Below are 19,393 nucleotides of genomic sequence, written 5' to 3' on the forward strand. Positions count from 1 at the left end.
GAGACACCGCCGGAGACACCCCATGGAACTCAGACACCTGCGCTATTTCGTGGCCGTGGCCGATCTCGGCAGCGTGAGCCGCGCGGCGAGCAAGCTGTTCATGGCGCAGCCCCCCTTGTCCGCCCAGATCCGGCAACTGGAGGAGGAAGTCGGCGCCAGCCTGCTGGTGCGCCTGCCGCGCGGCGTGCGCCTCACGCCGGCGGGCGAGTCCTTCCTGGTGGATGCACGGGCGATCCTGGCGCGGGCGCAGCAGGCATCGTCGCGCGCCCGCGAGCTGCAGTCGGGCCAGCGCAGCATCCTGCGCGTGGGCCTCATGCCCTCGGCCACGCAGACCGTGTTGCCGGGTCTGCTGAAACGCCTGCGGCGCGAAGGGCTGGAGGTGAGCGTGGAGGCGCACGAGATGATCCCCTCGGCGCGCCAGTTGCAGGCCCTGCGCAACGCCGAGATCGACCTGGGCTTCATCCGGCCGGGCACGAGCAGCCCGCCGCCCGAAACCGTGGCGGGCATCGACGACCCCTATTGCCTGGCCTTGGCCGCGGACCACCCCCTGGCCAGCGCCGCCGGGTCGTTGGCACTCAAGTCGGCGGCACACGAACCCTTCGTGAGCTTCTCGCGCTACGCCGAGAGCGACTACTTCGACCAGACCGCCGCGCTGTGCGAGGAGGCCGGCTTCGCGCCCGACCTGCGGCACACGGCCGGGCAGTTCGTCAGCGTGCTGGCCATGGTGGGCAGCGGCCTGGGCGTGGCCATCGTGCCGGCGTCCTGCATCCTGATGGCGCCACCGCAGGTGGTGATGCGCCGGCTCAAGGGCACCAGCCGCAAAAGCCGGCTGGTGATGGTGCGCGGCGAGCACCAGATGCAGGACGACTGGGGCAGCCAGGTGGTGCGCGCCGCCGTGCTGGAACTGCAGGCGCTGGAGGCCCGGGTGAAAAAGAAGATGGCCTGAGCCCTGCAAGCGCGGCACAGAGCCCGCTGCGGGGTCAGGTCATCGTTCAGCGTGCCGCACCGCCCGCTGGCGAGGCGGTCTCCACCCGGCCGCGAATCTCCACCTCCACCCGCCGGTTGTCCTGCAGGCAGGAGATCAACGCGGCGCGCGGCAGGCTGTCGGCGCAGCTCTTGATGGGCTCGCGGCTGCCCCGGCCTTCCACGGTGAACAGCGTGGCGTCGATGCCGCGCGCCACGAGGTGGTCGCGAACGGCGGTGGCGCGTTGCAGCGAGAGGCGTTGGTTGTAGTCGGCGTCGCCCAGGCGGTCGGTGTGGCCAACCAGCACGATGCGCTCGATGCCCTTGAGCCCCTTTGCGCGCGCGGCCAGCGTATCGAGCCGCGCACGGCCGGCGGCGCCCACGTCGTTCATGCCCGAACGGTCGAACTGGAACACCGCATCGGTGGCCAGCACCAGGCGTTCGATCACGCGCTCGACCACCACCGGGGCCGGTGCGGCAGCGACCACGCCCGGCGCGCCACAGGCAGCCTGCTCGGCTTCCATGCGCTGCGCCATGGACTCGGCCATGCCGATGTAGGGGTTGGCGTGGCGCCAGCCGCCTTCGGCGTACTCGTGCCCCATCCACACCAGTTGCACGTCCAGGCACGCGGCCTGCGCGGCGACACACGAAGCGCCCGGCCCGGTGCGGCCGCGCTCGGCGCGCGCCCACAGGTCCTCGCGCAGGCGCACAGCGCCGCCTATCAAGGGCGTGCTCACCGCCGGGGTGTCGCCCTTTTCCAGCGCGTCGACCAGCTTCACCGACTCGGCCAGGGCCTCGCCGATGACGGGACCGCGGTCGTTCTCGTGGTAGTTCTGGCGCGCCATGTCGAGCCAGCACTGGGCCTTGGCCCAGGGGTAGCTGTTCACCGGCACGCGGCCGTCCTTCTGCAGAACGGCCAGCCGGTCGCGCACCGACTGCAGCGCGCGGTGATCGGCGCGCTGCGCCTCGTCGGTGTGGCGCGTGGCTTCGGCAAACGGCGGCGTGGCGCCGGGCGCGCGGTCGGTGGCGCGCGGATCGGTCACGGCGCAGCCGCTGAGTGTGGCCAGCGCCACCAGGGAAAGCAGGAAATGTTTGGAGGTCATGGCAGGGCCTTACGGACTAACAACGGTGATCAGGGGCGGGCGGCGGATGCGAGCGGGTTCAGCGCGCGGTTGGTGCCAGGGTCGCTTCCGCGGAACAGGGTCTCGTCGAACTTGAAGCGCAGCCGCAGGTACACGCCCTTGCGGGTGTAGGCCGCGCCGGTCAGCTCGTCGTCGCGGAAGCCGCGCAGGTTGACGCCGAACGACAGCCACAGGTTGGACTTGATGAGGTAACCCGCTTCGACGCCGAAGGAATCCTGGCGCGTATGGCCTTGCGGGCTCCACATCAGGTGGTGTTGCAGGCCCAGGTCCCAGCGCTCGGACAGGTCCCAGGTGATGCGGCCACCGGCCAGGTAGGCCACGTAGTTCGAGCGCACGCCGCCGAGGAAACGCTCGGAGACATGCTTGCCCGCGAGGCGCCCGGTGAGCCACCAGGGACGGCTCGGGTGGTGGTCGGCGTGCAGCGAGACCGCGTGCGACGTGCGGCGGTAGTCGATGCCGGGGTTGTCGTCTTTCTCGGCGCGCAGCTCGTACAGGCCGAGCGCATTGACGCGGTTGAGGTCGGTCTGGCGGTAGGCCGCGCCGATCTGGAACCGGTCCTGCCACTGGTCGTACGCGCCCGCGTGGCGTGCGCTCTGCAGCGACAGCGTGTTGCGCACCAGGAACGACCAGTCGCGGTCGATCTTGGCGGTGGTGCCCAGGGTCGAGAGCCAGGCGTCGTGGTTGCGGTCGCGGCGCCATTCGAGGCGGCCGGTGGCCCGCCAGGTCGGGTCGTACGACAGCGCGATGCCGCCGGTGAGCGCGGTGGCCGAGGTGGCTTCGCCCGCGATGGCCTTCTGGTGTTCGACGCTGGCGCTGTAGCGCACGCCCTCGGCGACGCGGAAGGTCTGGCGCAGGCCGATGGCGTTGACCGCGTCCTCGCCCGAGATCGCGTCGCGCAGGCGGTATTCGTTGAACACCTCACCGTCGCGGATGGTCTCGCTGGAGAGGCCGGCCACCAACGCGGTCTCGCGCCCGTCGACGGCGATGCCGTTGACACCGCCCAGGCCCTTGGCCACTTCGGCGCGGCCGTAGGCGCGGAACTGTTCGCTCAGCCGGTAGTCCGCACCCACGGTGACACGCCGGCCTCGGGCGTTCTCCACGTCTTGCTCGAATTCGCCGAGCACCGTGAGCCGGTCGCTCAACTGGCCCTGTGCGTTGAGCGACAGCGCGTTGAAAGTCCGCGTCTGGCCCGCCGCAGCGGAGAACAGCGGCGCATTGATCTGGAACGGCGTGAAGCCCGAGGTCTGCGGGATGTTGATGCCCGAGGCCGAGGCCGCGTTGGGCACACCACCCTCGTCGCGACCATGGCGCAGCCCCACGCCCACGGTCCATGTCGACGAGAGTTTGTATTGCGCGCCGGCATAGGCCGTTTCGCGCACCGCGTCCACCGTCTTGTCTTCGGAGCGCATGGCGTCCACGCGCAGCGACCAGGCTTCGTTGATCTTCCAGGTGGCCACCGCGCCGGCCTCGGCGCGCCCGCCGTTGTAGGACGACGAGATGTTGGAGAACTCGCGGTCGGTCTCGCCGGCCCACAGGCGGGCGTCGAGCCGCTCGCCCTGGTGCCGCGCTTCCACGCGCGCGCCATCGCCCTGGCCGCGGTCGCCCAGCGCCTCGCGGTCGGAGCGCGCCAGCTCCACCAGCGCCCAGCTCTGCTCGCCCAGGCGCAGCGTGGCGTTGACGCCGCTCAGGGTGTACGGGTCGGACGGATCCCGCGACTCCACGTGGCTGCCGCCGATCTCCAGCGCGGGCGTGATGCGCCAGTTGCCGTCGACACCACCGAGCCAGTATTTCGGGCCTTCCTGCTCCACTTCGTAGGTCACACGCACCGACATCGGGTTGAGGTTGGCATCGACCGAGGGCACGGGCGCGCGGAACACGATGCTGCCCGCGAACGGTTCGAACTCGTAGTCCACGAAACGCACCATCGGTTCGGCGCGCAGGATGATGGAGGGCTGGTTGCGGTCGCGCGTGAGGATCTCGACCTTCTCGGAGCCCGAGATGCCGTCGCTGCTGGAGAGCCGGTACGGGCCGGAGACGCCACGCGAGGGTTGCTCGTCGACCACCTGGGCCACGTTGTCGCGCACCACCCAGGCGTTGGCCTCGAAAGTCTCGCCCTCGTGGTGCAGCTGCAGGCCCGAGACCGAGCGGTTGATGCGGCTGAGTTCGCGCGCGGGCCCGCCGGTGCCGGTGTTGAAGTCGCCGTAGAGCACGAACGAGCGGCCCTGGTCGACCCGCACATACAGGCGCTGGCGCGATTGCGCATCGAAGCCGCGCAACGACGAGTCGCCGTAGATCGGGTAGTACTGGTCGGGCTGGATGTCGCGGAACAGGCGGCCGCGCGATTCCTTTTCGGAGTCGTAGGCCAGCGTGAGCAGCGTGTCGCCCTTGACCACGCCCTTGAGGAAGAACGCGGTGCGCGCACCGAGCGAGCCCTTGCCGTTGTCGAAGCTGTTCGAGTGGCGACGCATCTCGAGTTCGAAGCCGTCGTCCTCGCGCGCCGGGCTGATCTGCGAGGCCTCCAGGCGGCTCAGGTTGAGCGTGCCTTCGACCACGCCGACGGCGATCATCGGGCGCCGCTCGGTGACCATGCCGATGCGACCGTGCACCACGACGTTGCCCGACTGCACCTGCAGGTCGGCGTCGCCGGGCTCGTGGGACGCCACCAGTTCCACGGTGGCCTCGCCGTCGCGCACGCTCACGCGCAGGGTCTGGCGCGGCGGCTCGTCGATGGCCGCGCCGGGCAGGCGCACGCGGCCACGGTTGGTGCTCACCACCACGTCGGTGGGCGTGGTCACTTTCCGGCCGTCGCGGTCGAACAGACGCAGCGTGAGCAGCACGACCGAGCGGCCGTCGGCGCTGACCTGGTCGCGCGCGGCTTCCAGCACCAGGTGCCCGTTGTCGGCCAGGCTGGTGGCGCGCCAGTTGGCGGCCAGCGGCAGCGCGGTGGTGGGTGCGGGCAAGGCGGTGGCACCCGGCCCGCGGGCCGGGTCGCTGCCCGGGGCCATGGGCGTGAAGCGTGGGGCCAGGGCCTCGGTCTGCGCCAGCGCCGCGCCCAGGGGCAGCAGCAGCAAGGCCGACGTCAGGGCCTGCGCGAGCGGGTGGCGGGCACCACGGAAGGAGGTGGTTCGCATGAGGTGACGGGCGTTCATTTCGCACCTCCGATCCGGGCCGGCTGGCCCGAGCGGAAGACGCGTGGGGAGGGTGTCGGTGGGTCCACCATCGGGGTGGTCACCTGGCCGGTGCGGCGGCGTTTCTCCACCTGTTCGAGCACCGGCGGCGAGCAGCTGCCCTCGATGAAGTCGGCGCGGTGCAGCTCGCCGAACTTGAGGTCCAGGAACAGGCTGCCCGCATCGAGCGCGTTGCGGTTGCTGCTGGTCACCAGCTCGCTGCCGACGGGCAAGGTGGTCGGGTCGGCGCGCAGCACCGAGGTGCGCGCGGGCAGGCCGCAGATGCTGTACTTGCCTTCGCTGTCGGACACCAGGTGGGTGCCGTCCTGCAGGTAGAAGCGCACGCCCGGGATGCCGACTTCCTCGGCGTCCTGGATGCGGTTGCCGTTGCAGTCCACGAACACCTTGCCCATCACGCAGGCTTCCTGGAAGAACACGCCACCGGTGATGCGGATGCGGGCCTGCGCGCGGTTGGAGGTGACGGGCTTGCCGCCCACCAGACCGGCGGCCTGGGCGCGGTTGATGCCGTCGCCCTGCTGGGCGCCGACGCCCACGCGCACGCGGTAGGTCACGGTCACCGGCGTGTTGGCCGCGAAGTTGCCAAGCGCGAAGCTGAGCACCGGACCGGGCGAGCCGGCCGGGTCGGCCACCAACGCACCGTCTTGCGCGACCGTGCCGGGGATCAGGCGCAGGCCGGCGGGCAGGCTGTCGGTGATGACGACGTTGCTGGCCGCGCCGTTGGGGCTGAGCACGCGCAGCGTGTACTGCACCGAATCGCCGATCTCGACCACGTCGCGCAGCACCTGCTTCTGCAGGAACAGACCGGCGCCGGTGAACGGCTCGAGCGGGATGTGGTTGTGGATCACATCGGGCATGCCGGGCGCGAGGTTGAAGCGCAGGTAGTAGGTGGTGGGCTGGCCGATGGGTGGTGGGCCGGCCTGGGCCTGCACCAGCAGCGGCGTGGGGCCGGCGGGCGTGAACACGCCGGGGGCCGGCGGGATGGAAGCGATCGGCGTCGGCGCGTAGTTTGGCGCCGAGGCCTCCAGCCGGTACTCACCGGACGGTGCGCCGGGGACCAGCAGGAACTGGTAGAAGCCCAGGGGACCGGTGGTCATCTGCGCGCAGTTGCCCACGGCCACGTAGCTCGCGCCACCCACCAGCATGGTGGCCGGGTTGAAACCGGGCGGGCCGCAGAAGCGCACCTGCGAACCGTCGATCGGCGCGCGCGTGTTGGCGTCGTAGACCACGCCCGAGGGGTCGAGCGGCAAGTCCTGCTGCAGCAGGTTGGCACCGGGCAGCAGCGAGACGGCCAGGTGGTCGCGTTCGCTCGCCACGCGGGAGCTGGTGTCGCCACCGCTGTTCTGCGGCGTGCCATAGACGACGTTGTTCGCCGGGTCGCGGAAATACACCTTGTAGTCACCCGGGACCAGGCCGATCACGCCGTAGGCGCCGTCGGCACCGCTGCGGAACAGGCTGCGCCCGTCGGGCATGGCCACGCAACCCTGTGCGCTGTTGGAGGGCACCAGGCGGCAGGCCACGGCCTGGCCGTCGCTGCCGACGACCTCCACGCCCCAGTCGGGGATGGCGGTGTCATTGGCGTCGCGGCGGCGGTCGCCGTTGTTGTCGCGCCAGACAAAGCCCGAGAGCGCGGCCGGCAGGGACGACAGCGGCACGCCGGTGGGGTCGCGGCCCGCGGTCTGGTAAGGCGTCTGCGGCACGCTGCCGGCCGGGATCACACCGGTCGGCGGCTGGCCCGGCCCGCCGGTGGGTGTGCTGTTGTCCACCGTGTCGGTGCGAATGTTGGCCGGCCCCGCCGAGGCCTGGTTCAGGCGCGCGGTGGTGGCGCCGGCCGTGACGACCACCGGGATGTCGATCGACACCCAGCCGCCGCTGGCGGGCAGGTTCGCCGAGCCGAGCAGCTCACCGCCCGCCGTGCCGGTGAAGCCGGCGTTGGGTGTGAACACGCCACCGTTGCCACCACCATGGGTGATGGCGGGTGCGCCGGCGCGCGTCATGTAGTCGGGCAGCGTGTCCCGCACATCCACGGTGACGGGATACGCGCTGTCGTTCTTGTAGATGACCTGCCAGACCACCTCGGCCCCGGGCGACACGCCCGCGGCAGCGGCCGGCGAGACGATGCGCACCGACTTGAAGCCGTTGAGCGTGGCGGCGCTGAGGGTCTCACCGAAGTTCACCTGGAGCGCCGCGCCCGGCGTGGCGTTGAAGCTGAGCGCGATGGTCTCGACCGCTTCGCCCAGCGGGCCAACCACGCCGGCACTGCCGCCGGTGACCGGGCCTGGCGTGTTGGCCACGCTGCTGTAGCCCAGCGGCTGCGACTGGCGCACCGTGTAGCTGCCCGGCGCGAGGCCTTCGAAGGCATACAGGCCGGCACCGTCGGTGGTGGTGTAGCGCGTGACGCTGTTGCCGAAGGCGTCGGTGCCGAACAGGCCGATGGTGCCGCTGGGCAGGCCGACGTCGGCTCCGTTGTAGGCGCCGTCGAGGTCGCGGTCTTCATACACCCGGCCGCCGACACGGATGTTGGACACCAGCGGGAAGTTGTTCTGCGCCGACTGCTGCGCCGCGCCCAGGGCGATGGCGCTGATGACGGCGGGACTCACACCCGGCGCGGTGGCGGTGCCGGTGGGCGTGCCGCCGATGTTGCCCGCGCTGGTGATGCCGACGGTGGTGCCCGCCGGTGGCGAGGCCAGCACGACGCGGTAGTTCGCGCCGGCCACCAGCGTGGGGGTGCTCAGCGAGCTGAACAGGTATTGGCCTGCCGCGTTGGTGGTGGTGGTGGCCAGCAGCGCGCCGCCGTTGTCGCGCAGCTCCAGCGTGACGCCAGGCACGGGTGAGTCACCCGAGGCGAACACGCCGCCGCTGTTGTCGGGGTCGAAATACACCACGCCCGAGATCTGCTGGGCCGGCGGCGTCTTGGTGAAGTTGTTGTCCACCGACGCGTCGCTGCCGCCGCTGAGCGCGATGCCGCTGATGGTGGGCACCACCTGCGTGCCACCCGCGCTGCCGCCGGTGCTGCCCGGGTAGGCCAGCGGCGTGTTGCTGTTGGCAAAGCCGGCGGGCGGGGCGCAGGTGGTGCAGGTGACGGTGTAGGCCAGGCCCGGGGGCACGTTCGTGAAGCTGTAGCGGCCTTCTGCGTCGGTGGTGACGGTCATGTTCACCGGGTTGCCCCCGACGTCGTTGCCGGTCAGCGTGAGGGTCTGCGCCACGTTGTTCGCACCAGGCGCGCCAGTGCCCACGCCCGCGTCGGCGCCGTTGAACAGGCCATCACCGTTCTGGTCGGTGAAGATGCGCCCGGAGATGCCGCGATCGGTGGCGATCTCGCCGAAGTTGTTGCCCGCCGAGCGCGCGTTGGGCGGCAGCACGATGCCGCTGATGCGGCTGGTGCCGGCGTCGATCACGTAGCTCGTGGGCGCGCCGCCGTAGCTCACCAGGGGCGCGCTGTTGGACGCGGTGCCGGCGGTGCCGGTGGCCGCGCCGGTGGACAGGTTGAGCACCGTGCCTGCGGCGGGTTGGCCGTTGGCCGTGTTGGCCGGCTGAGCGCCTTCGGTCACCACATAGCCGGGACAGGCCGGTGCCGCCAGCGGGCTGCAGCTCGGGCGCAGGCCGGTGAAGGCGTAGTTGCCGCTGGCGTCGGTCACGGCATTGAGCACCACCGTCTGGCCGAGGTCGTCCACGCCGCGCAGCTGCACGGTGACACCGGCGATACCGGGCTCGGTGCCGTTGGCCACGCCGTTGTTGTTGTCGTCGCGGTAGACCTTGCCGGCGATCTGCGAGGGCACCACTTCGCCGAAGTTGTTGCCCACCGAGCTGGCCACGTTGCCACCCGATTCGTTGAGCCGGATGTTGCTGCGGCGCGAGACGAAGTCGACGTTGCTGTTGTTGGGCGTGCCGGTCACGCCGGTGCCGCCGACGATGCTGCTCTCGGTGGTCGATGCCGCGGTCAGGCGCGCCTGGTAGGTACCGCTGTGCAGCGCGGTCGAAGGCGTGAGCGGCCCGCCGATGCTGTCGGCGCCCGAGCGCAGGTAACGCACCGAGTAGTCGGAGCCCTGCGTGGCCGAGTCGCTCAGGCCGCTGAACACATAGAAGCCGCTCGCATCGGTGGTGGTCTTCTGCAGCACCACGCTGTCGAGCGAGCGGATCAGACTGACCGACTGGCCGGCCAGCGGCGCTTCGCCGATGTCGTACATGCCGTTGTTGTTGGCATCGAGGTAGATGCGGCCCGAGATCGAGCCGAGCGGGCTGACCACGAGGTCGGCCGTGGTCGGCGCCGGGTTGTTGCCGGCGTCGGTGCGCAGCGCGGCGGCGAGCAGCTGGTTGGTGTAGGTGCCGACCGCGCTGGCGGTCACGTCCACCGTGACGGTGCAGCCACCGGGCGGAATGCTGGCGCCGTTGGCGTAGCGCACCAGCGACGAGCCAGCCACCGCGGTCACCGCACCGGGGCAGGTGCCGCCGATGTTGGGCGTGGGCGCGACCACCACACCGAGCGGCAGGTTGTCGTCGAGCGCCTGCTGCAGCGTCTGGGCGCCCGGATTGGTGTTGCCGAGCGTGAGTGTCAGGCGCGAGACGCCGCCGGGCGAGATGGTGGGCGGCACGAAGGCCTTGCCCAGCGAGGGTGGCTCCAGCACCCGCACCTGGTCGGTGGCCGGGTCGGGGTTGCGCACACCTTCGTTGCTGGTGAGCGCCCCGGTGGGAATGGTGTTGACGTAGAGACCTGCGACGTTGGAGACGGTGTCGAACTGGAAGCTGCACGAACCGGCCGCCGGCACGGTGGCACCGGACACCTGGGCGCTGGCGGCCGAGGGCACGGCGCTGACGGTGCCGCCCGCGCAGGTGGTGGACGCGTTGGGCACGGGCGCCACGAACAGGCCGGCGGGCAGGTTGTCGCGCAGCGCCACGCCGGTGAGTGCCTGCGCGGCGTTGGGGTTGTTGATCGTCACCGTGAGCCGGTTGGGCGCGCCGGGCGCGACCACGCCGGCGGCGAACGCCTTGGACACCGACGCCTGCTGCAGCACGTACAGCGTGGCGGTGGTGCCGGGCGACGGGTTGGTCACCGAGCCGTCATTGGCCACGACGGTGCCGCCGGGGATGGTGTTGACGTAGGCGCCGGCGATGGCGGACACCACGTCGACGCGCACCACGCACTCACTCGGGCCGGCGGCCAGTTGGGCACCGCTGAAGCCCACGCTGGCACCCGAGGCGTTGACCACCGCACCGACGCAGGTGGTGCTCGTGTTGGCGGGCACCGCCACCTGCAGGCCGGCGGGCAGGTTGTCGACGGCGGAGATGTTGGTGAGGGGCTGCGGCAGCGAGTTGCGCACCCGGATCGTGAGCTGCGCCGATTCGCCGATGCCGACCGTGGTCGGCAGGAAGCTCTTCTCCACGCCCAGGCCGGCGAGCGAAGCCAGGTTGGCGGTGAAGGGGCTGGCGTTGGTGGCGCCCTGCGTGTTGCTCACCGCGCCGGCGGGCAGCGTGTTGTTGAGCGTGCCGACGAAGGACGAGGTGACATCCACCGAGACCGTGCAACTGGCGTTGCCCGGCAGGGTGCCGCCCGCGAGTTCCACCACGCCGGTCTGCGCGACCGCGGTGACGATGCCGCCGGCGCAGGTGGTGCTGGCGTTGGGCACCACGGCCACCACCATGCCGCTGGGCATGTTGTCGGTGACCGCCAGGTTGGTCAGCGCGGTGGCGCTGCCGTTGGCGATGGTGACGGTCAGGCGCGAGACACTGCCGGGGCCGGAAATGACGGTCGGCACGAAGGCCTTGGTCAGGTTGACGCTGGTGGTGGCCTTGTTGAGCGTGGCCGAGGTCGGGTTGGTGCTGGCCACGCCGCCGTCGGCGGTGACGTTGCCCGCGGGCAGCGTGTTGACCGATGGCGTGCCGGTGGAGGCGACCACGTCGAACAGGAAATCGCAGTTGCTGCCGCCGGCCAGCGTGGCGCCGCTGATCGACGCGCTGTTGCCGCCCGCGGGCGCGTTGAGCACCGTGGGACCGGCGCAGGTGGTGCTGGCATTGGGCGTGGACGCGATCAACAGGCCGGTGCCGGCCAGTGGGTCGGTGGCGCTCACACCCGTGAGCTGGCCGTTGCCGGTGTTGCCCAGCGTGATGCGCACGCGGCTGGTGCCGCCGACCTGCACCGGGTTGGTCAGGAAGGTCTTGGCCACGGTGAGGGCCGGCAGGTATTCGAGCGTGGCGGTGGTCGCGTTGAGGTTGCGCACGGTGGTGCCGGGCACGTTGGCCACGGTGCCGGTGGCGCTGACCACGTCGGCCCCGTTGCTGCCGTTGAAGGCGGGAATGCTGTTGCTGTGCACGCCCACGGTGCCACCGACCACGTTGACGCGCACGCTGCACTGGCCGGGCGCGAACGGTGTGGTGCCCGAACGTCCGGGCACGCTGCCGCCGACCAGGCTGAAGCTGGTGTCGCCGGGATTGGCGGTCAGGGTGCCGCCGCAGGTGGTGGTGGCGTTGGCCGGGTTGGCCACGCGGATCGCACCGGGCGTGCCCGGCAGCGTGTCGGTGAAGCCGAGGTTGTTCAGCGCCGAGAAGTTGTTGTTGGTCAGCTCGATCTGCACCACCGACGGCGTGCCCTGGAAGCGCTGGCGCGCGACCACGCCGTCGAAGGTCTTGGTGACCACCAGCGGGTTCACCACCGACAGGCTGACCGAGCCGGCGCTGCCCGAGACGGTGCCGTTGCCGGCGCCGAAGCTGTTGTTGGTGAGGTTGTTGCTGCCCAGGGTCGCGTTGCTCGGCACGCGCGCGGTGAAGCGCACCACGCAGGTGGTGCCGCCCGGTGCCGCGGCGGGAAAGTCGAAGGCGAACGACGGCGCGCTCACCAGCGGGGCCGGCATGGGCGCGGAGAAGCTGCAGCCGCCGCCGATGGTGGGCGTCATGCCGCCCTCGGTGGCGTCCACATACACCATGCCGGTGGGCAGGGTGTCGGTGAAGGCCACACCGGTCTGCGGTGCCAGGCTGAACGAGGTGACCGAGACCGCGAAGGTGGCCACGTCGCCGGGCGCAACGCTGCTCGGCGTGATCGACTTGGACACCGTCAGCGCGTTGTCGCGCACCTCCAGGTTGGCCGATCGGGCGGGCGAGGTGAAGCCTTCGCCGTTGGCCACGGCGCCGGCGGCCAGGGTGTTGGTGTGGATGCCGGTGGTGGTGGACGTGACGTCGAAGCTGATCACGCATTCGCCACCCGCGGGAATCTGCGCCCCGGCGAGCACGAAGCCCTTGTCAAAGCCCCCGTCGGTACCGGCGGTGAGCGTGGCGCCCCCGCCGCAACCACTGAGGTTGGCCGTGCTGATGGCGGTGGCGTTGGTCACCGCGGCGGGCCAGCCCGCGCCCACGATGTCGCTGAGGCCCACCGCCGTCAGCGGGGCCGTGCTGTTGTTGCCGATGCGCACCGTCAGCAGCGAGTTGGAGCCCGCCGTCAGTGGTGAAACCGCAAAGCCCTTGCTCAACACGATCGGGCTGTTGACCGTGATGCCGGTGCTCGCGCCCGGGTAGGTGATGCCGCGCGTGTTGCCGATGTCGCCGGCGGCAATGGTGTTGGTGCCGGCCTGCGAGGCCGTGCCGGGGGGCAGCACGCCGCGCACGGTGAACTGCAGGTTGCACGTACCGGGCGAGCCCGCGGGCACCGCGCCGCCGGTGAGGCTGACGCTGCTCGCGGTGAAGCCCGTGCCGCTGCCGCAGGTGTTGCCGACGATGCCGAGCACCTCCAGGTTGGCGGGCAGGATGTCGGTGAAGCTGGTCAGCGGAATGTTGACCGAGGTGTTCGGGTTGGTGAAGGTGATCGTCGCGGTGCGCGAGAGGCCTTGCGTGAGCGTGGCGCCGCCCAGGTTCTTGCTCACCGCGGGCAGCAGGATGTTGCTGACCAGGATGCTCTGCTGCGCCACCGTCGAGGCGTTGGGCGTCAGGTCGGTCGGGTTGATCACGTTGTTCCACGTGTTGCCGCCGTTGTAGGAGGTGATGTCCACCTCGATGGTGCAGGAGCCGTCCACGCCCGCGGCGTTGCCCGGAATGGTGAAGCCCGAGACGGTGAGCACATCGGCGCCGCCGGCGCCCGTACCCGGCCCGGGCGTGATCACCGCGGCCGGGCAACTGGTGGCCGGGGCCACGTAGCCTGGAAAGGTCGGCTCATACAGCCGCAGCTGGGTGGGAAAGTTGTTGATCAGCTGCGCGCCATTGACCTGGGCCGCGTCGTTGCTGACGGTGATGGTCAGCCGCACCCGCTCGCCCACCACGATGGTGTTGCTGCTCACCGACTGGCTCACCACCAGCGTGGCATGGGCCGACGCGGCCGCCAGCAGCGTGCCCGCCAGGCCGAGTGTCAGCGCGCGCGCCGCACGAATCACAACCGCAGGAGCGCGCGAGCGCCATCCCGCCAGCGTGGCAACGCCACGTGGAAAACATCCAGACATTGAGTTCCCTCTTGATCCCGCAGGCGGCGTTGCCGCACCGCTTCCACACCGCCCGGCGAACACCGGTGCCCCCCATCGGTGGCGTTCCTCAACCGGAACATCTGCCTACATTGGGTGCGTTTGGTTACGGACTGAAATATAGAAGCCAAGCTGGCTGCTTGGTCAATTCGCACGCTTTTAATTGACGGTGATCGTGCAAATTCCACAAATTCGCAACGTTCATTCGGGTTTGTTTGCCATTTAAGTTGTTGTTTTTAATAGATTTTTAACAATCAGCTCTGAACGTGCGATTGAAGGCGCCCATTTCGCCGCCAATGAATTTCTTTCTTTTTTGTCAATAATTGGCGTCGGTCGATTGAGCAATATGTAACGAGCGAAGGCCAGCGTGGCGAGGCGCCCCCGAGCGCGTGCCGGGACTTCCAGCGGGGAGGCGGCAGCTTCAGCCGGGGCGCTGGTCCCGGACCTGCTGTGTCAAGAACCCGTACAAGGTCGAGGCGCCCTTGCCCGGCGGCGCGCCGAGCGCCGTGCAAAGCAGCAGTTGCCGCGCGGCCCAGGCGTCGCTGAGCGGGCGCACCACCACGCGCTCGTTGGCCAGGCGCAGCGCGGTGGCCTGCGGCACCACCGCCACGCCCACGCCCTCGCCCACCAGCTGCATCACCGCATCGAGCCCGCGCACGCGCACGCGGTGGTGCAGGCCTCGGCCGTGTTGCAGGGCCCTGTCGTGCAGCAGGCGGCTGATGCCACTGTCGCTCGGCAGACCGACGAAGGGGCGTTCGAGCAGGTCCACGAAGGGCATTGCGCGCCCCGCGGAGCGTGCGCCCAGCCTCGGCAACACGGCCACGAGGCGGTCCTCGCGGAAGAAGCGCGTGCTCAGGCCTTCGGTGCCCACGTGGTCGGCGACGATGCCGATGTCGGCCTGCTCCTGGCGCATGGACATCAGCGCGTCGCGGCTGCCGAGCTCGCGCAACTCCACGTCGATGTCCGGGTGCACCACCAGGAAGCGGCCGAGCAGCGGCGGCAAGTGCTCGGTCATGGCCGCGGTGTTGCACAACACGCGCACCGTGCTGCGCACGCCGTGCGCGTGGGCCGCCATGTCGGCGTGCAAGGCCTCCATGTCACGCTGCAAGCGTCCGGCGTGCAGCAGCAGCGTGCGGCCGGCGTCGGTGGTGCTCACGCCACGCTTGGAGCGCAGCAGCAGGGTGGCGCCGATGGCGTGTTCGAGCTGCTGCAGCCTCGTGCTGGCTGCGGCGAGCGAGAGGTGGATGTGGCGTGCGCCGGCGGTGATCGACCCTTGTTCCACGATCGCGGCGAACAGGCGCAGGTCGAACGGATCGATGCGGTAGGTGGGTGTGGCGCGCGAGGCTGTCATGGGCTCGATCCTCCTGAATGGGCGAAGGATACCTCTGGCAGTGCGCGATGGACGCCGCCGAGGACGCCCTGCACGATGGGCCCATGGACAACCACCTCTTCTGGCTGATCGGCGCCGTATTCGTCGCGGCAGGCGCCGTCAAGGGCGTCTCGGGCATGGGCCTGCCGACGTTCGCGATCGCGCTGCTCGGCCTGGCCATGCCGCCGGCCACCGCCGCCACGCTGGTGTTGCTTCCTTCGCTGTTGACGAACATCGCGCAATGCATCGGACCCCACGCCCGCACACTGGTCCGGCGCCTGTGGCCGCTCTGGCTGGGCGTGGCCGCGGCCACGGTGGGGAGCCCACTGCCCGACCTCGGCACAGCGGGCAACGAGGCGCGCATCACCCTGGGCACGGTGCTCATGGTCTATGGCGCATGGGGCCTGGCGCGGCCCACGCTGCCAGACCTTGTGCGCCACGCACGGGTGGCCGGCGGCCTCGCCGGCCTGCTGTCGGGCGCGTTGACCGCGGCCACCGGCGTGTTCGTGATGCCGCTGGTGCCCTACCTGCAATCACTGCGGCTGGAGAAAGATGCCTTCATCCAGGCTCTGGGTCTGAGCTTTCTGGTGGCCACGCTGGCGCTGGCGGTGCGCCTGGGACACATGGCGAGCCCGGGTGTTCCGGTGCCTGCCATCGGTCACGCCATCGCGTTGGCGGCGGCCTGCCTCGGCCTGTGGATCGGAGCGCACTGGCGCCAGCGCCTCCCGGCCCTGATGTTCCAGCGCGCGCTCTACAGCGTGTTCCTCGGGCTGGGTGGGCTCATGCTGGCGCGCGCACTCGCCGCGTGAAGACCTCGCATGCCGCCCGAGCACCGCACATGGGAGCTGGCCGAAGCGCTCGAGCGTGCCTACCGGCTGGCGTTGGCGGTGGATGAACGCGCGGCAGACGGTGGCACGGTCTGCACCGAGCCCGCCATGGGCACGCTGACGGCGGAACTGCTGAGCGTGATCGACCAGGCCCGGGCCTCGTTGCTGCGGCCTCGTCATGACCCCTTGCCACAAGACGCTCGCTCGTGATGCTCTCTTTTTTCCGAACCGAATGTCCCTTTATTTCTGCTTTTTCAGAATCGTCAGGGCCTGTACCCTGCGGCGTGTTTTAACGCTTCTTGACGGAGACTCTGATGAAAAAGTGGCTTTCCCTTCTTGCCGTGGTCATGACCCTGGGTCTGGGCGCGGCTCATTTCGATGCCGAAGCGAAACGCCTGGGCGGCGGCAGGTCGTTCGGCATGCAACGCCAGTCGGCTCCTCCGGCCAAGGCGCCCCCGACAGCGGCTGCCGCACCGGCAACAGCCGGCGCTGGCGCCGCCGCAGCCGGCACTGGCCGCAGCTGGATGGGCCCCATCGCCGGTCTCGCCGCCGGTCTGGGCCTCATGGCGCTGGCGTCGCACCTGGGTTTTGGTGAAGGCATGGCCAACATGTTGATGATCGGCCTGTTGATCGCCGCCGCCATCGCCGTGTTCGGCTTCATCATGCGCAAACGCGCCATGGCCCAGCAGGGCGGTGCGGGCGGTCTGGCCTACGCCAGTGCCGGCGCCAACCGCGAGCGCACACCCGACGTCCATGCCTTGCGCGCCCCTGTGAATGCTGGCGGCGGCTCGATGATCGGCAGTTCGTTGGGTGGCGGCGTTGCCAGCGGCATCCCGGCTGACTTCGACGTGCAGGGCTTCGAGCGCAATGCCAAGGTGAACTTCATCCGGCTTCAAGCGGCCAACGACGCCGGCAACCTCGACGACATCCGCGCCTTCACGACGCCCGAGATGTTTGCCGAGCTGCAGATGGATCTGAGCGAGCGGGGAGCGACCAGTCAGCACACCGACGTGGTGCAGATCAACGCGGAGGTGCTCGAGGTGGAAGAAGGCGACAGCCGCTACGTGGTCAGCGTGCGCTTCACCGGTGAGACGCGCGAGAACGGTGCCGAGCTGACCGACAGCTTCGACGAAGTCTGGCACCTGACCAAGCCACGCCAGGGCAGTGGCGGCTGGCTGCTGGCCGGCATCCAGCAAAGCGCCTGATGCCGCTGCGGGTCATCCCCCGCGAGTCGGCTTGGGCGGCACCGCTTGCCGCTGCAGCCGGTCCCAGTCCTTGAGCGCCTGCTGCAGGCGGTTCTTCGAGTCGGGGTGGCCCTTGCTGAAGGTCTTGGTCAGGAACGAGCGCAGGCCTTCATCGGGCGCGGGCGCACCGGTGGCCTTGAGCGCGTCGATGAGCATCATCACGACCTGAAAACTTTTCGAGCGGGCCGCCATGTGCAGCATGCCCTGGCCGGTCGGGGTTCGGTCCTGCACGTTCGCGCCGTGCTCGATCATGTAGCGCACCAGCCCGGCCTTGCCTTCGCTGCAGGCCCAGTGCCACGGCACCAGGCCGCCCTCGGCCGGGGCGCTGAAGTCGGCGCCGGGCGCGAGCAGCTCGGGCGCCAGCGGCCAGCCCGAGGCCTTGATCATTTGCTGGGTCTTCCAATCGGTCATCGGTTCATGTTGTGAGTTGAGGTGGGGTTATCGCACGATTCCACCCGCAGCCCGGCCGATCGCAGACGCTCGGTGATGTCGCTCGGGTCCGGCTGCACCACCAGCCAGCGCACCGGGTGCGCAAACCGGGGCGATGACCGCGCCATCCCGGTGACGGCATCCAGCAACGCCTCCTCGGGCCAGTCCACCGCCACCACGAGCGTGGCCCGGCGCGGCTCGAACCGCGCGAGTGCCGCGCGTGCGGCGGGCTCGTTCAGCGCGTAGCCGCAGTCCCACGGATCGGTGGGCCGGCGTCGGCGCCACCACGCCGCATCGCAAGCCTTCACACGCAAACGCAGCAGCAAACCCGCCCAGGCGCCACCGGCCGCCAGCAGCTGGTGGCTGCCGTCGAGGTGCCGGCTGAAGGCTTCGATCACGTCGCGCCGTGCGCTGTTGGCCGCGGCCGGCCACACCGCCACCGAGAAGTGTTGCTCCACCCGCGGTGCTCGCGTGGGCTGCAGCAGCGGGCTGCTGCCGTCGCCGGCGCCCAGAAAACACCAGGCCTGCAGCGGCGCCCATTGCGCGGTTTGGGTGGCCGTGGGGGCGCGCGCGGCCTGGCTGGGCGGGCCCGGCAGCGCCACGCGCAGGGCCGCGCCGTCAAAGCGCGCCCGCAGCGTGGCCAGCAGACGGCGTGCAGGCGGTCGCATCGAGACCCCCTCAGCCACGCGGCGGCTGCGCCAGGAAGAAGCGCAGCATCTCGGCCGAGGCATCGGGTCCGGCGTTGTCGGTGTAGGAGCCTGCGGCGTCCCCGCCCGACCACGCGTGCCCGGCGCCGTGCACGGTCCACTGCTCCACCCGGACCCGGCCGGCGGCATCGGCATGCACTTCGCGCGTGTAGCGGCGCCCGCCAGCGGCGGTGCCGGTTTCGCTGCGCGCGTTCAGGGGCTGCTCTGCTTGGCGTGCCTGCCGGGTGATGTGCTCGCCGTTGCTGTGCTGCACGGTGTGGTCGCGGTCGCCATGGAACACGATGGTGGGCACGGCGTGCGTGGCGCTGCGCCGGGGGTCATCGGCGGTGCCGGGAAAGTGGGCCTGGCCCATCACGCCGCGGCCCTTCATGGCGGCCATGGCCGAGGGGATGTCGTGCGCGGCCGCAAACGGCAGACCCGAGTGGGCGCCCACGGCGGCAAACACATCCGGCCAGGTCTCGCCGAGGATCACCGCCATCGCCGCGCCGGCCGAGAGCCCGGCCACGAACACGCGCCGGGGATCCACCGGCGGGTCGATGGCGTGATCGCTCATGACCTCGCGCACCATGGCGGCGATGAGGGCGGGCTCACCGCCCTCGCGCACCTGGTCTTGCGGGCGAAACCAGTTCCAGCAGCGCGATGCGTTGGCGCTGGCCGACTGCTCGGGGTAGAGCACCAGAAAACCGTGCTCGTCGGCCAGGCGGTTCATCTGCGTGCCGACGGCAAAGTCGTCGGCCGACTGGGTGCAGCCATGCAGCATCACGACCATCGGCCGTGGGCCGCCGGGTGTGCCCGCTCGCGCGGCGGGCCGGTAGAGCTTGTAGTCACGAACACCGGCGCGGTGGTGGAGCGTGCGGGCCAGAAACTGGCCGAGGCCTGGCGCCGTGGGCTGGGCGGAGATGTCGCGCGCGGTCACCTCGATCACGTCGGCATCGGCTGGCGTGCCCACAGGCCCACCCCCCAGGCCGGCCGAGGCGAGCGCCTTGCGGATGGTGTCCGTCACACCCTTGAGCGGCCCGGAGCGGGTGTCGAGTCCGGCCTGCGCAAGCGCCTTGGCGATGGTGTCGTTGATGTTCATGGCCAGGGTGGGCG

The 19,393-nt window shown here is 70.4% G+C and carries 11 protein-coding genes; 4 read left to right on the forward strand and 7 right to left on the reverse strand.

Going from position 1 to position 19,393, the window contains the following annotated elements; genetic code table 11:
• Positions 1-22: 22 nt before the first annotated feature.
• Positions 23-946 (forward strand): LysR substrate-binding domain-containing protein, encoded by a 924-nt coding sequence (locus tag V6M63_RS22985; protein ID WP_332745700.1) that lies wholly within the window; start codon positions 23-25, stop codon positions 944-946.
• Between the two features lie 46 nt (positions 947-992).
• Here V6M63_RS22985 and V6M63_RS22990 read toward each other — a convergent pair whose 3' ends face one another.
• The 4 genes from V6M63_RS22990 to V6M63_RS23005 form a co-directional block, all read right to left on the reverse strand.
• Positions 993-2,066 (reverse strand): OmpA family protein, encoded by a 1,074-nt coding sequence (locus V6M63_RS22990; protein WP_332745701.1) that lies wholly within the window; start codon positions 2,064-2,066, stop codon positions 993-995.
• Between the two features lie 29 nt (positions 2,067-2,095).
• Positions 2,096-5,254 carry a hypothetical protein gene (locus tag V6M63_RS22995; protein WP_332745702.1) on the reverse strand — a complete coding sequence of 1,053 codons (3,159 nt, stop codon included), beginning with the start codon at positions 5,252-5,254 and terminating at the stop codon, positions 2,096-2,098.
• Entirely contained in the window at positions 5,251-13,707 is an 8,457-nt protein-coding gene (locus V6M63_RS23000) for a DUF7933 domain-containing protein (protein WP_332745704.1), read from the reverse strand. Before V6M63_RS23000 ends, V6M63_RS22995 begins: the two co-directional genes overlap by 4 nt.
• Before the next feature lie 439 nt (positions 13,708-14,146).
• Positions 14,147-15,076: a LysR family transcriptional regulator gene (locus V6M63_RS23005; RefSeq protein WP_332745705.1), complete on the reverse strand. Its 930-nt coding sequence runs from the start codon at positions 15,074-15,076 to the stop codon at positions 14,147-14,149.
• A gap of 17 nt (positions 15,077-15,093) precedes the next feature.
• Here V6M63_RS23005 and V6M63_RS23010 point away from each other — a divergent pair, with 17 nt between their 5' ends.
• From V6M63_RS23010 to V6M63_RS23020, 3 genes are all read left to right on the forward strand, one after another.
• On the forward strand, positions 15,094-15,903 hold the full coding sequence (locus V6M63_RS23010; RefSeq protein ID WP_332745707.1) for a sulfite exporter TauE/SafE family protein: 810 nt from the start codon (positions 15,094-15,096) through the stop codon (positions 15,901-15,903).
• A 9-nt stretch (positions 15,904-15,912) separates the two neighbouring features.
• Complete coding sequence (locus V6M63_RS23015; RefSeq protein ID WP_332745709.1) at positions 15,913-16,131, forward strand: hypothetical protein; 219 nt, start codon at positions 15,913-15,915, stop codon at positions 16,129-16,131.
• Between the two features lie 104 nt (positions 16,132-16,235).
• Complete coding sequence (locus V6M63_RS23020; protein ID WP_332745710.1) at positions 16,236-17,126, forward strand: Tim44 domain-containing protein; 891 nt, start codon at positions 16,236-16,238, stop codon at positions 17,124-17,126.
• A 12-nt stretch (positions 17,127-17,138) separates the two neighbouring features.
• On the opposite strand, the gene V6M63_RS23025 is transcribed toward V6M63_RS23020, so the two are convergent.
• From V6M63_RS23025 to V6M63_RS23035, 3 genes are read right to left on the reverse strand one after another with little or no spacing between them, the layout of a single operon-like run.
• Complete coding sequence (locus V6M63_RS23025) at positions 17,139-17,576, reverse strand: ankyrin repeat domain-containing protein (protein WP_332745712.1); 438 nt, start codon at positions 17,574-17,576, stop codon at positions 17,139-17,141.
• Complete coding sequence (locus V6M63_RS23030) at positions 17,573-18,262, reverse strand: hypothetical protein (RefSeq protein WP_332745714.1); 690 nt, start codon at positions 18,260-18,262, stop codon at positions 17,573-17,575. The genes V6M63_RS23025 and V6M63_RS23030 overlap by 4 nt, the downstream gene beginning before the upstream one ends.
• A 10-nt stretch (positions 18,263-18,272) precedes the next feature.
• Complete coding sequence (locus V6M63_RS23035; RefSeq protein ID WP_332745716.1) at positions 18,273-19,379, reverse strand: extracellular catalytic domain type 1 short-chain-length polyhydroxyalkanoate depolymerase; 1,107 nt, start codon at positions 19,377-19,379, stop codon at positions 18,273-18,275.
• Positions 19,380-19,393: the final 14 nt, after the last annotated feature.

This window comes from Hydrogenophaga sp. (genome assembly GCF_036675665.1).
In the GTDB taxonomy this organism is placed as follows: Bacteria; Pseudomonadota; Gammaproteobacteria; order Burkholderiales; family Burkholderiaceae_C; genus Hydrogenophaga.